This is a genomic window from uncultured Christiangramia sp. (assembly GCF_913046405.1).
Taxonomy (GTDB): Bacteria; Bacteroidota; Bacteroidia; order Flavobacteriales; family Flavobacteriaceae; genus Christiangramia; species Christiangramia marina.
The window spans coordinates 1-13509 of sequence record NZ_CAJWRQ010000081.1; the positions used below are offsets into that span (position 1 = coordinate 1).

At 39.9% G+C, this 13509-nt stretch carries 15 protein-coding genes; 2 read left to right on the forward strand and 13 right to left on the reverse strand.

Annotation, left to right across the window (positions count from 1 at the left end):
- Positions 1-91: 91 nt before the first annotated feature.
- The 11 genes from coaE to QZ620_RS10750 all read right to left on the reverse strand — a co-directional run bounded on the left by coaE (position 92) and on the right by QZ620_RS10750 (position 10101).
- Positions 92-682 carry a dephospho-CoA kinase gene (gene coaE / locus QZ620_RS10700; RefSeq protein WP_295181470.1) on the reverse strand — a complete coding sequence of 197 codons (591 nt, stop codon included), beginning with the start codon at positions 680-682 and terminating at the stop codon, positions 92-94.
- On the reverse strand, positions 679-1629 hold the full coding sequence (locus tag QZ620_RS10705) for a YbbR-like domain-containing protein (RefSeq protein WP_295181472.1): 951 nt from the start codon (positions 1627-1629) through the stop codon (positions 679-681). The genes coaE and QZ620_RS10705 overlap by 4 nt, the downstream gene beginning before the upstream one ends.
- The gene (locus tag QZ620_RS10710; protein ID WP_295181474.1) at positions 1613-2632 is read right to left on the reverse strand and encodes a glycosyltransferase; all 1020 of its coding nucleotides are present in this window, start codon (positions 2630-2632) and stop codon (positions 1613-1615) included. The genes QZ620_RS10705 and QZ620_RS10710 overlap by 17 nt, the downstream gene beginning before the upstream one ends.
- A gap of 75 nt (positions 2633-2707) precedes the next feature.
- Positions 2708-3529 carry an SDR family oxidoreductase gene (locus QZ620_RS10715; RefSeq protein WP_295181476.1) on the reverse strand — a complete coding sequence of 274 codons (822 nt, stop codon included), beginning with the start codon at positions 3527-3529 and terminating at the stop codon, positions 2708-2710.
- 87 nt (positions 3530-3616) lie between these two features.
- Positions 3617-5269 carry a DNA repair protein RecN gene (gene recN / locus QZ620_RS10720; RefSeq protein WP_295181479.1) on the reverse strand — a complete coding sequence of 551 codons (1653 nt, stop codon included), beginning with the start codon at positions 5267-5269 and terminating at the stop codon, positions 3617-3619.
- Positions 5270-5327: 58 nt separating this feature from the next.
- Positions 5328-6218 (reverse strand): DUF4835 family protein, encoded by an 891-nt coding sequence (locus QZ620_RS10725; RefSeq protein WP_295181481.1) that lies wholly within the window; start codon positions 6216-6218, stop codon positions 5328-5330.
- The gene (gene coaBC / locus QZ620_RS10730) at positions 6211-7419 is read right to left on the reverse strand and encodes a bifunctional phosphopantothenoylcysteine decarboxylase/phosphopantothenate--cysteine ligase CoaBC (protein ID WP_295181483.1); all 1209 of its coding nucleotides are present in this window, start codon (positions 7417-7419) and stop codon (positions 6211-6213) included. Before coaBC ends, QZ620_RS10725 begins: the two co-directional genes overlap by 8 nt.
- Before the next feature lie 15 nt (positions 7420-7434).
- Complete coding sequence (locus tag QZ620_RS10735) at positions 7435-7761, reverse strand: DNA-directed RNA polymerase subunit omega (protein WP_295181498.1); 327 nt, start codon at positions 7759-7761, stop codon at positions 7435-7437.
- A gap of 10 nt (positions 7762-7771) precedes the next feature.
- Positions 7772-8581 carry an outer membrane protein assembly factor BamD gene (bamD, locus tag QZ620_RS10740; protein WP_295181485.1) on the reverse strand — a complete coding sequence of 270 codons (810 nt, stop codon included), beginning with the start codon at positions 8579-8581 and terminating at the stop codon, positions 7772-7774.
- A 138-nt stretch (positions 8582-8719) separates the two neighbouring features.
- Positions 8720-9595, reverse strand: a complete 876-nt coding sequence (gene dapA, locus QZ620_RS10745; RefSeq protein WP_295181487.1) for a 4-hydroxy-tetrahydrodipicolinate synthase — start codon at positions 9593-9595, stop codon at positions 8720-8722.
- Positions 9595-10101, reverse strand: coding sequence for a hypothetical protein (locus QZ620_RS10750; protein ID WP_295181489.1), 507 nt, complete (start codon positions 10099-10101; stop codon positions 9595-9597). Before QZ620_RS10750 ends, dapA begins: the two co-directional genes overlap by 1 nt.
- A 353-nt stretch (positions 10102-10454) precedes the next feature.
- Here QZ620_RS10750 and QZ620_RS10755 point away from each other — a divergent pair, with 353 nt between their 5' ends.
- Positions 10455-11210, forward strand: a complete 756-nt coding sequence (locus QZ620_RS10755) for a 5'-nucleotidase (RefSeq protein WP_295181491.1) — start codon at positions 10455-10457, stop codon at positions 11208-11210.
- Between the two features lies 1 nt (position 11211).
- Positions 11212-12117 (forward strand): metallophosphoesterase, encoded by a 906-nt coding sequence (locus tag QZ620_RS10760; RefSeq protein WP_295181493.1) that lies wholly within the window; start codon positions 11212-11214, stop codon positions 12115-12117.
- Here the strand turns inward: QZ620_RS10760 and QZ620_RS10765 are convergent, their stop codons facing one another.
- Positions 12118-12789: a M15 family metallopeptidase gene (locus QZ620_RS10765; RefSeq protein ID WP_295181495.1), complete on the reverse strand. Its 672-nt coding sequence runs from the start codon at positions 12787-12789 to the stop codon at positions 12118-12120.
- A gap of 6 nt (positions 12790-12795) precedes the next feature.
- Positions 12796-13509 (reverse strand): helix-hairpin-helix domain-containing protein (locus tag QZ620_RS10770; protein ID WP_295181496.1); only part of this gene is annotated, 714 nt, incomplete at its 5' end.

Consider the following 13509-nt stretch of genomic DNA (forward strand, 5'->3'; position numbering starts at 1 on the left):
AAGGACAAAAAGCTTCTTATTCATGCGGTCAAAAGTAATATTTTAACATTTAGAGGTTAAGCTGTTTAACCAAATGTTAACAGAACTTCCTTCAATTTTCGCGTGCTTTTAAGATTTGGATATGGATATCTCTAACCTGTAGTTTGGTTTGCTGCAAATCCTTGTTTTCAATAAGATAATCGGCAAGTTCTGCTTTCTTTTCATCAGGCCACTGGTGACCCATTCTGGCTTCGATTTCTTCTACTGTACTATCATCTCTTTTCTGAAGTCTTCCAATTTTTAACTTATGTGGAGCTGTCACCAGAATGCTGAGATCGCATTTCTTATATCCTCCAGCTTCATATAGAATAGCTGCTTCATAAATGATATATTCTGAAGTTTGCTTCGAGAGCCAATCCTGAAAGTCGCTAGCAACTGCGGGATGTATAATTGCGTTCAGTTTTTCAAGCTGGTCCTTATCATTAAAAACCTTATTTGCAATATACTTTCTATCAGGTACTTGTTCGTTGTATGCAGCTGCACCTAACAATTTGCTAACTTTTTCTCTGATATCTGGACTTTCTGCCAGCAATCTTTTACCTGCATCATCTGCGATATAGACCGGGATGCCCAGATCTTTAAAAAAGCCCGCCACCGTAGTTTTCCCACTTCCAATACCTCCGGTAAGTCCTACTATTTTCATCGTTTGATCACAAATTGAATTCTACGTTCATTCAACCGAATGTTGTTTACAAATTTCGGCTTCGTTTTGATCTGTCCGATCATATAATCATCACCATCCTTCACACTTTTATAATCGCAAACTACGGAAAAGTCGGAAGCTCCAACTTTTTCAAATTCTTCAAGATTTACCTGGTAATACACTACGACCGACTTCGGAAAATATGCCAGGTTGAGATTATCTGGAACATTAATGACCTCTACCGGGATTTCAGCTTTGCCCTCAGTGAATTTTTCAACTTTCTGCGTATACCGTACACTATTTTCGTAAAAACTTAATTCACCATAGCCCGTAGTGTCCAGTTTAACACTCCCGTCAAGATCTGAATTTACATTTTCCAGTTTTTTCTTTAAAGTCGGTATCGAACTCAATTTGGTGATCACTTCCTCGGGGCCACTAACTTTTACGGAATCGGGAACCAGTTGAAGGGGTTCGTCTGCCGAATAACCTACGGCATAACTCACCTCAACATTTGAGATGATCTTTAGCATTTTTTCTTTCTTAAATTGAAATGGGATTACGATCTCATCCTGGATGATCCTTGAATCTTCCAGGGTCACCTTCAGTTGCTGTTCAATCACCGTGATATGATTTTCTATAGAATAGATCAGGTTCTTATCACTTTCAGTAGCTTCGGAAAGATCTATATCAAGCTTCAGATTGAAGATTTTATAGTAATAAATACTGAAGCCATTATCCTGAAGCTGAAGATCCACATGATCCGGACGTTCGTCAGAAATACTTTTATCCAGGGGAACATTGAGATAGTTTACCGGAACTTCGATCACCTGAGTATACGTTTTGGAAAACTGCACCAGTACCCACACGATCGCAGAAAAGATCAGAAAAAAACCGAATGTCTTTATGCTTGATTTCTTGAACCTTCTTCTTCTATTCCTGGTTGCCATGCTTTTTGAAAAATAATTGTGGAAATGCCACTTCCGGTTGTTTCTTCTGAATATTTATATGATAATTGGACACTATAAAACCATAGCCATATCCAGAAAACTGGATGATCACCGCTTTTACAGCCAACAATCCAATATATAGAGTTTTATTTCGTATCGCTGCATCCACAGCAATAATTAGGAAATAAATAAGATAACAGCTTATAAAAAAACTAAATCCTGCAAATAAAAGAATTATGGAAAGTATGAGTCCGGTCATGAATAAAGAAGGAAACCAATAAGTGATCTTCGCAGATCCAGGATGCCATTTGTTCAAAACTGGCCGTACCATCCCGAACTTCTTAACCTGTACAAAGAACTTTTTCCAGTCTATACGTCGTTTATGAAAAACCCGAGCCTTCGGAATCAAACAAGTTTTAATCCCCAATTTCTTTAATCTCAAACTCAAATCTGGATCTTCCCCTGGATGTATCCTGCCAAACCCTTTACTAAGTTCAAATGCTTTTTTGCTTAACCCCATATTAAAACTACGGGGCTGGAATTCATCAACTGCTTTCTTACCTCCACGTATTCCACCAGTGGTACAAAAAGAAGTCATACTGTAATCTATGGCCTTCTGTGTATTCGAAAAGGATTCATGGGCAGCATCTGGCCCTCCAAAACAATCGTGAAAATTGCCAGATAAATACTGATGAACCTCTTCGAGGTAATCTTCAGGCATTAGGACATCTGAATCCAGAATTAAGAAATACGGAGCCTGGGCTTTTCTCATTCCGTAGTTCCTGCTATCGCCTGGTCCAGAATTTTTCTTAAAATAATAACTAATAAATAATCGATCCTGAAATTCAGCTACAACAGCTTCAGAAGAATTTGTAGAGCCATCTTCGACGATCACCACTTCAAATGGAACCGGCGCACGCATCTTAAGCATGCTCTGCAATAACTCCCTGATCTCATCAGGTCTGTTATAAACAGGGATCACAAATGAATATTCTGGCTGCATCTTAATTATTTAAAATAGAACTGCCGGAAGCCGAACATAGTGTTCAGGTTCCGGCAGTTTATATTTAGAGTTTTATTATTCTGAATCCTTAACAAAAGTCTCCATTACTTCCTGGCTCACTCCCGTGTTCGAGAATCCACCATCGTGAAATAGATTTTGAAGAGTTACCTTTCTGGTTAGATCTGAGAATAAAGTCAGGGTGTAATCTGCACACTCCAAAGCGGTAGCATTTCCAAGCGGAGACATTTTTTCTGCAAATGCAATAAAACCATCGAAGCCTTTAACTCCAGTTCCTGCTGTAGTTGGCGTTGGAGATTGTGAAATGGTATTCACTCTCACTTTTTTATCTTTTCCGAAGAAATAACCGAAACTACGCGCAATGGACTCCAGATATGCCTTGTTATCTGCCATATCATTATAGTCTGGGAATACACGTTGAGCCGCCATATAACTTAAAGCTACGATACTTCCCCATTCGTTCATTGCATCTTTCTTATACAATACCTGCATGGTTTTATGGAAAGAAACTGCTGAAACATCCCAACCTTTGGTCGTGAAGTCATAGTTCATATCTGTATAATGTTTTCCTTTACGAACATTCACAGACATCCCGATGGAATGAAGCACGAAATCGATCTTCCCTCCAAGGATCTCCATAGACTTCTCTACAAGGTTTTCAAGATCTTCTACTTTGGTAGCATCTGCAGGAATGATCTCAGAACCGGTTTTTTCAGCCAGCTGATTGATACTTCCCATTCTCATCGCGATTGGAGCATTCGTTAGCACAAAAGTTCCACCTTCTTCGTGAACTCTCTCCGCTGTTTTCCAGGCAATTGAATTTTCGTCCAATGCACCAAATATGATTCCTCTTTTACCTTTTAGCAGGTTATATGACATGTGATTTATTTTTTGTGGTTGTTAAGCCTGTAAATATAGCAAAGTTGAAATAAATCCGCCGCCTTTTGGGCTTCAGATGATAGGGTATTAATTCAACAGGGCTTTTGCATGGGCACGTGCAGAATCACTTCGGCTAGTACCTCCAAGCATCATCGCCAATTCATCGATTCTTTGATCCTGTTCAAGTTTTACGATCTTGGTTTGAGTCGCAACCTCGCTATCTTCTTTAAATATCTTAAAATGTGAACTTCCCTTTCCGGCTATTTGTGGTAAATGAGTGATCGCGATCACCTGCATGTTAGCACCCATTCTGGCAAGAATCTCACCCATTTTATGGGCAATATCTCCAGAAACACCGGTATCAATTTCATCAAAAATGATCGTTGGCAGTTTACTTTGTGCTGCAAGTATGCTTTTTACTGCGAGCATGATTCTGGAAAGTTCTCCACCCGATGCTGCTTTCCTGATCTCTTTAAAACTTCCGCCTTTATTCGCCGCCAGGAACCATTCGAGCTTATCGCTCCCATTACTCAGAAATTCTGTGGTGGTACTAAGTTCAATGTTAAGCCTCGCATTGGGCATTCCTAGGTCTTTGAGTATGATTTCCGTTTGCTCAATAAAAGCCGGGATAATTTTTAAACGATTCTTATGAAGTTTCGCGGCAGTTTCAGATATAACGATCAATTGTTTTTTGATCGATCTTTCAGCTTCTTCCAAAGCGGATTCCGCATTTTCTGTTACCGAAACTTTTTTCTGAAGAGCTTCCGCTATCTGCAAAAGTTCTTCTACACTTTCAGCATTATGCTTCTTTTGTAGATTATAGATCACCTGCAATTGCTGATTCACCTTTTCCAGCTCTTCAGGATTTGCTTCCACAGCTTCCAGGGCATCTGTCATTTCATCTTCAAGATCGTCTAATTCTATGATCGCACTCTGTAATCTTTCATGGAAATTATCATAAATTCCGGAGAATTTGGCAATTCTGGAAATATGAGATCTAGCCGACTTCAATGTCTCCAGGCTCCCTATTTCTTCTTGTTGTATTGAGCTTAATGCCGCACTAAGATTTTCAGTAAGTTCCTCGACATTGTTTAAAGACTCGTATCGTTCTTCGAGATCTTCCAGCATTCCTGATTTTAACCCAGCCTCCTGCAGTTCATTCAGAAGAAAAAGATTGTAATCGTATTCCTTTGATGCCTGTGCCTGTTCTTCTTTTAGCTCTTCAAATCTCTTCTGAAATTTTCGATACTCTTTTAATTCTGCTTTATACTGAAGAATACTTCCTTCATTCTTCGCTATAGTATCAATGACATTGAATTGATAATCTGCATTTCCCAGACTAAGGGTCTCATGCTGACTATGGATATCGATCAGGGAAGTTCCCAGCTTTTGCAAAGAAGTAATCTTCACCGGTGTATCGTTAATAAATGCACGGGATTTCCCGGAAGGTAAAATTTCACGCCGAATGATACTTATTTGCTCATAATCCAGATCTTCTTTTTCAAAGAATTGCTGTAACGCGTAATCTTTGATACTAAAATGACCTTCGATAACGCACTTCTTTTCGGTATTTCTAATACTACTGAAGTCTGCGCGATCTCCCAGTAACAAACCCAATGCACCCAGCATGATAGATTTCCCGGCACCGGTTTCCCCGGTAATGATCGTAAAACCAGATTGAAGATCCATCGTAATATCTTCAATAAGCGCGTAATTCTTTATGGAAAGAGATGTAAGCAATTCGGTTAAAATTTGTGCTAAATATACGAGAGAAAATACTCGTAATCAACCAAAATTCCTACTGAATATTTCGCCAGCTACGGGCGTACCTCGCAGCGATATTATTCAGTGTTTGGATAAGTTCGTTCTTGGCAGGATAAGCAGGCCCTCCGGTATAGACAGAAGCTATTTCATCTGCCTTGGAATCAAAGAAAGCACGTAGCAGCAGGGAATTATTTCTGCGATTGTTCATTACTTCCAGCTTATTCAAAGATTCGGCAATGGCGGTTTTCCCGGCCATTACATCAGCATGCATGACATCAAGCCCTAACCTGTGATAATCGTAAAGTGCTTCTCGGTATTCAGCATAGGTGTTCGCCAGTAGATCTGCGTTCAATCTGAAACGCGAACGTTGACCGTCTGATCCTCTCCAGCCCTGGGAGTTTCCCTGCTGGGCAGTTGTAACGATCCTGTTAGCTTCCTCGAAGAAAGCTGTTCCACCTTCTGGAGCAAAGGTATCCGCATCAAGTCCAAGAATGGTATATACGTAAAAGGAAATTACAGATACGAGATTATTAGTGTAGGTATTCTGACTATAATTCAACGGCTGATACTCCCGGTAACTAAAACTGAATTGTTCGTCATTAAAATTAAAAACCGGCGTGATCATACTGGTTCCATAAACCGGTCTGGAAGATTGGATCTGGATAGTGCCATTAAAGCTCTCTCCTTCAAAACTATTAATCGTAATGAACATGCTACACTTAATACGTTCATGATCCTGTAAGCGTCTGTCTGTCCAGGTGTTCTGGTTGATAAACTCATTCAGTGATCTTTCCAGCGTTTTAAAAACAGAAAGATTTGCCTGTCCTGTTTGTTCCGCGTTTACCACTACCTCGCAGCTTAATTGCTGCGCGATTCCTGAGTAGGAAAATATAGTGAACAGTACTAAAAAGGCAATTCTAAGCATTAAACATTTTTATTACTTCGGTAATGATATCCTGGGCAACTTCGGTTTTACTTTTAAGGTCAAATTCCAGTTTTCTATCTGGATAAATGATCCTGATCTTATTGGTATCTCCTTTAAAACCTGCACCGGCATCCTGAAGGGAATTTAAGACAATAAAATCTAGATTTTTCTTTTCCAGCTTCTTTCTTGCATTTTCTTCCTCATTATTGGTTTCCAAAGCGAAACCTACCAACTTCTGATCTTTCTTAATAGCACCCAGAGAAGCAAGAATATCTTCAGTTTTGGTTAATTCCAGATTTAAGGAGGGATCGTTCTTTTTGATCTTTTGATCTGCAACCGCCTTAGGTCTGTAATCGGCTACAGCTGCCGCAGCTATAAAAACATCGGTGTTTTCAAATTCAGAATGAGCAGCTTCGTACATATCCAGGGTGCTTACCACTCTCTTGAGTTCAATATTATCATGTGAGATATCAAGATGAGTAGGACCGGAAATTAAGACAACTTCAGCGCCAGCTTCTGCCGCCTTTAAGGCAATTGCGAAGCCCATCTTTCCGCTGGAATGATTTCCAATAAATCGTACCGGGTCTATGGCTTCATAAGTTGGTCCCGCAGTAATCACAATTTTTTTGTTCCGAAGTGGAAGATCCTTAGAAAGGTGATCTTCGATAAAGCTAATAATCTCTTCAGGCTCTGCCATTCTGCCTTTTCCTGAAAGTCCGCTCGCTAGCTCACCGGTTCCCGAAGGAATCATGATATTTCCATATCCCTGGAGCGTTTCAAAACTTTTGGTAGTAGATGGATGTTTATACATGTCCAGATCCATTGCCGGGGCAAAGAAAACTTCACATTTAGCTGAAAGATAAGTAGCAAGCAAAATGTTATCGCTATTGCCCGAAGCCATTTTAGAGAGAGTACTCGCTGTGGCTGGGGCTAAAAGCATGAAATCGGCCCAAAGGCCGAGTTCCACGTGATTGTTCCATTGTTCGTTTTCATCCTCCTCACTAGTAAACGAAGAATAGACTTCATTCTTGGAAAGAGTTGAAAGTGTTAGCGGAGTGATAAATTCTTTTGCAGCCTGGGTCATCACAACCCTCACTTCTGCACCAGACTTCACAAATAGCCGTACCAGTGAAGCAGTTTTGTAGGCAGCAATACCTCCGGTAATGCCGAGTAAAACTTTTTTGCCTTGAAGTACAGACATATCAGTTAACCGATTCTATTCTTCGGTATCCATAGTGTTTCTCCAGTAGATCTTGTCATCAAGCCACTCCTGGATCGCAAGTGATTGCGGTTTTGGAAGTTTTTCGTAGAATTTTGAAACCTCGATCTGCTCTTTGTTTTCAAAAATCTCGTCAAGAGAATCGTTATAAGTAGCGAACTCATCAAGCTTTTCCAGAAGCTCTTTTTTGATCTCACCATTTATCTGTCCAGCTCTTTTCGCTACGATAGATATCGCCTCGTAAATGTTTCCGGTAGGTGCATCTACTTCATTCTTGTTGATAGTAGTTGTGTTAACCGGGGCATCAATTTTTTTAAAATCCATCATTCCTTTATTAAAAATTCTCTAACCTTTTATCAATTTCCATCATGGAAGCCTCAGAATCCTGAGTAAACTCACCTTCTGGATAATATTTATTGTAGGAATTATAAAATTCCCTGGCATTTTCAAGTCTTTCCTGCATCAAAACTTCAAAACTATTGATCGCCAGCTGGTATGCTGAATCGTATCGATAGTAATAAGCAGCTTCTCTAAACGGCGATCCCGGATATTCTGCAATGAAGTTATTGAAAGAAGCGATTGCCGCCTTATAATATCTGGTCTTGTGATACTGCTTTGCGATCTCGTATGCTTTTTTCTCCAGCTTCACTCGCAACTCTGTCGCGTAATCATTTGCTGAATCTACAAATTCTCCTTCCGGATATTTATTTAAATAAACCTGAAGTTCCTCGATCGCTTTTCTGGTATCGGTTTGATCCAGGTTAAAGCGCGGAGAACGATTGTAATAACTAACCGCCGTTTTATATTCTGCTTCTTCTACCTTCTGGCTATTTGGATACAATTGTACAAAACGTTCAAAATTAAAAGGAGCATTGTAATAATCACCTAACTGGTAATACGTATCTCCAAGAATATAAACAAGGCGTTCCCCCTGAGGTTTTCCTCGATACTCAGGCTCGATCTGCTCCAATAATCGTAAAGCTTTACGTAACTTTCCATTATCGTCTTCTTCTTTACCTTCGGTATATAATTCTTCTGCAGCTGTATATTTAGGCGCAGTTTCCTCATTTTTAAGCAATGACTGATATTCACTACAGGATATAGTGACCATCAACAGGCCTAGAGCGAGAATTCCTTTTTTCATGATACGTAAAAACATCTGGCAAAAATACATTTTTTGTTAGTATAAAAAAAACTTTCCTAATCTACTCAAATAACCCTGTTTACGGGCATTTATTGTATCAGGAAAGTCTTTTAGAATTTATTTTTACTGCAGCAAGGTCTAGAAACTTTCAACAAAGGCTGAAATTCTGGAATAAAGACCATCGGTCGCTTCTACTAAAGGCAGCCGCAAATTATTCTTAACTAGAGATTTTTTATGTAGCATAGCTTTGATGCCAGCTGGATTCCCTTCAGCAAAGATCATGTCTATGGAAGGTGCAATGCGGTAGTGTAATTTGTAAGCTTCTCTAACTTCTCCTTTTAATCCCAGACGTACCATTTCTGAAAATTCTTTGGGTAAGCCCTGACCAATTACAGAGATCACACCTTTCCCGCCAGCCAGTGTCATTGGCAAGGTGATCATATCATCTCCTGAAATAACCAGGAAATCTTCAGGAACAAGTGAGATCAACTTCATAGCCTGCACTATATCTCCAGCAGCTTCCTTTACACCGATTACGTTCTTAAAATCCCTGGCGATCCTGTTGATGGTTTCAGGCAGGATGTTACTCGCAGTTCTACCCGGTACATTATATAAAATAACCGGTAGCGGCGAAGCTTCAGCTACTGCCTTGAAATGACGGTAAATACCTTCCTGCGTTGGTTTATTGTAAAACGGAGAAACTGAAAGTATGGCATCAAAACCTTCCAGATCTTCTGATATCAGTTCTTCCACCAGCCCAGCCGTATCATTACCTCCCATTCCAAGCACTAATGGTAATTTCCCCTGGTTTGCCTCTTTGATCACAGTTTTTACAAGCTCCTTCTCTTTCTTACTAAGGGTAGCACTTTCTGCAGTGGTCCCTAGAACCACCAGGTATTCGATCCCATTTTCTATCTGATCCTTTACTAATGCTGAAAGAGCGTTCGTATCTACACTAAGATCATCATTAAAAGGAGTAACCAGCGCTACTCCGGTACCAATAAAAGCTTCCATTACTTTTTATGTTTTAATATTTTATAATATCTGATCAATTCTGCTTTAAGAAGAGAAGGATCATTTTCAAAAATTTCTACATCCAGGATCGAAAAAGGATCTGGAGATTTACCAATCAAAAATGTTGCCCCAGATCTTAAGACCACATAATTTGAAAGCAAAGCTTCCGCTCCGCTTACAAGGATCGCTGATCCAAATTCATTTTCCAGCAGCGCCGAGAGATCCTTGTTTTTGAATTCGCCATCAAGACCTAAGTCTTTAAAACTAACTTGCAACAGGTTTTTATCATCTAAATCACGAAGACTTCCGCAGATCACAACATCAAAAGCATTTGCAGGCAGGCCCAAACTTTTCCAAAGATTTTGAAGACTTCCATAGATTTCAACATTTTCTTCAGAAATAACCAGTAATACCCGGTTTGAAGTATTCGTAGCAAATTGCCTATTCTTCTTCAGTTTGTCAATAGCTTTCTTTAGCTGAACCGATTTAATTTTATTCGTGATCATTCAATTATTTCGGAGGGCAAATGTAAATAATTTCTATTAGCAAACTATGTCTTGAGGTGGCTTCCGAAGGGAAGATTTCACAGATTAAACAGCTTTCTATAATTTGTAAAATTTTAGACGCATGCAGGTAAGCTAGAGAAGCTATTTTCCACCTGATAATATAGAGAATTCCATGAATTATGATGAGTAATTTTACGCACACGCTGAAAGGGGTCAAAACTTTAAGAATCAAGGTCTTGTAAAATAACAGCATTCACTACTAACCAAACCAATATATTTTTTTGCTGTTGAATAAGCTGAACACATGGCTAACGAGCTATTCTTGTTATATTTGAAAAGTAATGCCAAATGGAATGAAAAACCTTACCACGATCATATGTGCTTCAGTACTATTGCTGAGCTCCTGTAAAACTGAATTCAAACATTTAGAGCAGGTAGATGGAAAAAGAATTTCTGTAGACAGTAGTATCGAAGAAGATTCAGAAATTACTGAATTTATCGCTCCGTACAAGCAACACCTTAACGAAACTCTTGATTCACCTCTTAGCTACAATCCTTCATTTCTTTCCAAAAGAGACGGAGACCTGAATACGGCTATTGGCAACCTGATGGCAGATGCGCTGATGGAACAGGTAAATCCGATATTCAGAAAAAATACCGGAAACAGCATAGATATGGTGTTATTGAATCATGGTGGAATACGTGCAGAAATACCAGTGGGAAATGTTAGCACGCGGACTGCATACCAGATAATGCCCTTTGAAAATGAAGTGGTCATTGCTGAGCTGAAAGGTGAAAAAATGCTGGAGATGCTGGATTACCTGAGCAAAGCCAAAACTGCTCATCCCGTAAGCGGGATCAAGATCATTGCTGACGGCAGTTATATGATCAAAAATGCGACGATCAAACAACAACAGATCTCCAGGGATAGCACCTATTTTGTTGCGACTTCAGATTACCTTGTGGGTGGTGGTGATAACATGAAATTCTTCGCCGATCCTGTAAGTATTCATTCCAGTGATTACAAGATCCGCAATGTGATGATAGACTACTTTCGTAAAACCGATACCATTAGAAGTGTGATCGATGATCGTTATATAAGACAGTAACATGAAAAGAAGAGATTTTATTCAGAATACGGCGGCCGCTACAGCTTTAGTTAGTCTGGGCGGACTATCAGCTTTATCCTTTAAACCTGAAAGACAACAGATCACGATCCTGCACACGAATGATGTGCATAGCCATATCGAGGCATTTGGTGCAGATGCAGGTAGAAATGCAAATCTTGGAGGCGTTGCCAGAAGAGCTACACTGGTAGAGAAAATACGCAGAGAAAACCCTAATACCTTGTTGCTGGATGCCGGAGATATTTTCCAGGGCACGCCATACTTCAATTTTTACGGTGGTGAACTGGAATTCAAGTTAATGAGCATGCTAAAGTATGATGCGGCAACGCTTGGAAACCATGATTTTGATAATGGTATCGATGGATTGTATGCCCAGCTACCACATGCGGAGTTTCCATTTGTAATATCAAATTACGACTTCAGCAATACCATCATGGATGGAAAAACTGATAAGTTTCGCACTTTCACTAAAGATGGTATAAAGATCGGCGTGTTTGGTGTTGGGATCGAATTGCAGGGATTGGTAAGCAACAAACTATACAAGGAAACTGAATATTTAGACCCAATTGAAATCGCTACCGATATGAGTCGGATTCTTAAGGAAGAAGAAAATTGTGACCTGGTAATTTGTCTGTCACATCTTGGCTACAAATATTCATCTCAAAAGATCGGGGATATTAAACTGGCGAGAGCTACAGAAAATATTGACCTCATCATTGGAGGACATACGCATACGTTTCTTGACAAACCAACGGTGGAAACCAACAAGGTAGGAAATCATGTACTGGTGAACCAGGTTGGCTGCTATGGTGTCTATCTGGGCAGAGTAGATTTCTTCTTTCAAAATGGGAAAAAATCTTCGGCAGATGGTGTAAAGCTTGCGGTGTAATTATTTTATAGGGAAGTCGAAATATTGATACGGAAAGGGTTCTGCATTCAGGGTATAATGCCACCATTCTTCGGAATAACTTCGGAAACCATTTTTGAGCATAACTGTTCTTAAAAGTTCCCTGTTTTTCTTTTGTTCTGAAGTGACCGAAGTTGAACGATGATGAGATATTTCTCCGAAAAAATCGTAGGCTCCACCCATATCCAATTCCTTACAGGTGTTCGCGTTTACCAAAGTAAGATCTACAGTACCACCCCTGGAATGTCCCGATTTTGAAGCGATATAACCCAGTTCAAACAACCTGCTTTTTTCGACATCAGGATAAAATTCATTTTTCGCCAGGGTATCCCCGGGTTTTCGAGCCCATGCTACAAATTCACTAACGGCAGTCTGAGGTCGGTAAGCATCGAAAACCTTTAACATCAAATCCTTCTGAATAAGTTCTTGCTGTACTTTTTTTAAGGCTTCCGCAGCTTTTTTAGTCAGAATGATCCGTGCCGACTCATATCCGGGAACTGGTCTGCCTGTAAAATTATGCTCCCCTGCATAGCGAACTTCCTCCATCGCAAATGGCACCACATCTTTCAGGTACACAAAATCTTCAGGGATGGTCTGTGCTCTGGACAAGAAACCAGTTTGCATAAAAATCAGAAGAAAGTAAAACTTTTTCACAGCATTCTATTTATCCAACATAGCCAGAAATTCGTCTTCGCTCAACATTTGAGTACCCAGCTTTTCTGCCTTTGCAAGCTTACTTGGGCCCATGTTTTCACCGGCTACCAGATAGTTAGTTTTGGAAGAGATCGAACTGGAAACTTTTCCGCCGTTATCTTCAATGAGTTTTTTTAGATCATTTCTGGAAACCTTGTTGAATACTCCGGAAATCACGAATGTGTTCCCATTCAGGATACTGGTTTGATTCGCCAGTTTCTCTGCGGAAATTTCCATTTGTATTCCATATTCCCGAAGCCGCTCCACATTCTTCCTGTTTTCAGCATTACTGAAGAAATCACCAACGCTCCAGGCAATACGTTCTCCAATTTCATCAATATTCTCCAGCTCTTCTTTGCTGGCCGCCATCAATGCTTCGACCGATTTGAAGTGTTTAGCCAGTTTCTTGGCAACCGTTTCTCCTACGTACCTAATCCCTAGTCCGAATAAGACTCTTTCAAATGGAATCTCTCTGGATCTTTCTATACCGGTAATAAGATTCTCTGCCGACTTTTCTGCCATTCTTTCCAGGGGAAGGATGTCCGCTTTAGTGAGCGTATAAAGATCGGCATAATTATGAATGAGCCCTGCGGTAACAAGCAAAGCAACGGTTTCTCCTCCAAGACCTTCTATATCCATTGCTTTTCGAGAAATAAAATGCTGTATCCGTCCTGTTATTTG

Bases quoted from the DNA above. Each gene is read 5' to 3' on its own strand.
- coaE (WP_295181470.1), bottom strand. From the start codon at position 682: ATGAAAATAGTAGGACTTACCGGAGGTATTGGAAGTGGGAAAACTACG.
- QZ620_RS10705 (WP_295181472.1), bottom strand. From the start codon at position 1,629: ATGGCAACCAGGAATAGAAGAAGAAGGTTCAAGAAATCAAGCATAAAG.
- QZ620_RS10710 (WP_295181474.1), bottom strand. From the start codon at position 2,632: ATGCAGCCAGAATATTCATTTGTGATCCCTGTTTATAACAGACCTGAT.
- QZ620_RS10715 (WP_295181476.1), bottom strand. From the start codon at position 3,529: ATGTCATATAACCTGCTAAAAGGTAAAAGAGGAATCATATTTGGTGCA.
- QZ620_RS10725 (WP_295181481.1), bottom strand. From the start codon at position 6,218: ATGCTTAGAATTGCCTTTTTAGTACTGTTCACTATATTTTCCTACTCA.
- coaBC (WP_295181483.1), bottom strand. From the start codon at position 7,419: ATGTCTGTACTTCAAGGCAAAAAAGTTTTACTCGGCATTACCGGAGGT.
- QZ620_RS10735 (WP_295181498.1), bottom strand. From the start codon at position 7,761: ATGGATTTTAAAAAAATTGATGCCCCGGTTAACACAACTACTATCAAC.
- bamD (WP_295181485.1), bottom strand. From the start codon at position 8,581: ATGAAAAAAGGAATTCTCGCTCTAGGCCTGTTGATGGTCACTATATCC.
- dapA (WP_295181487.1), bottom strand. From the start codon at position 9,595: ATGGAAGCTTTTATTGGTACCGGAGTAGCGCTGGTTACTCCTTTTAAT.
- QZ620_RS10750 (WP_295181489.1), bottom strand. From the start codon at position 10,101: ATGATCACGAATAAAATTAAATCGGTTCAGCTAAAGAAAGCTATTGAC.
- QZ620_RS10755 (WP_295181491.1), top strand. From the start codon at position 10,455: ATGAAAAACCTTACCACGATCATATGTGCTTCAGTACTATTGCTGAGC.
- QZ620_RS10760 (WP_295181493.1), top strand. From the start codon at position 11,212: ATGAAAAGAAGAGATTTTATTCAGAATACGGCGGCCGCTACAGCTTTA.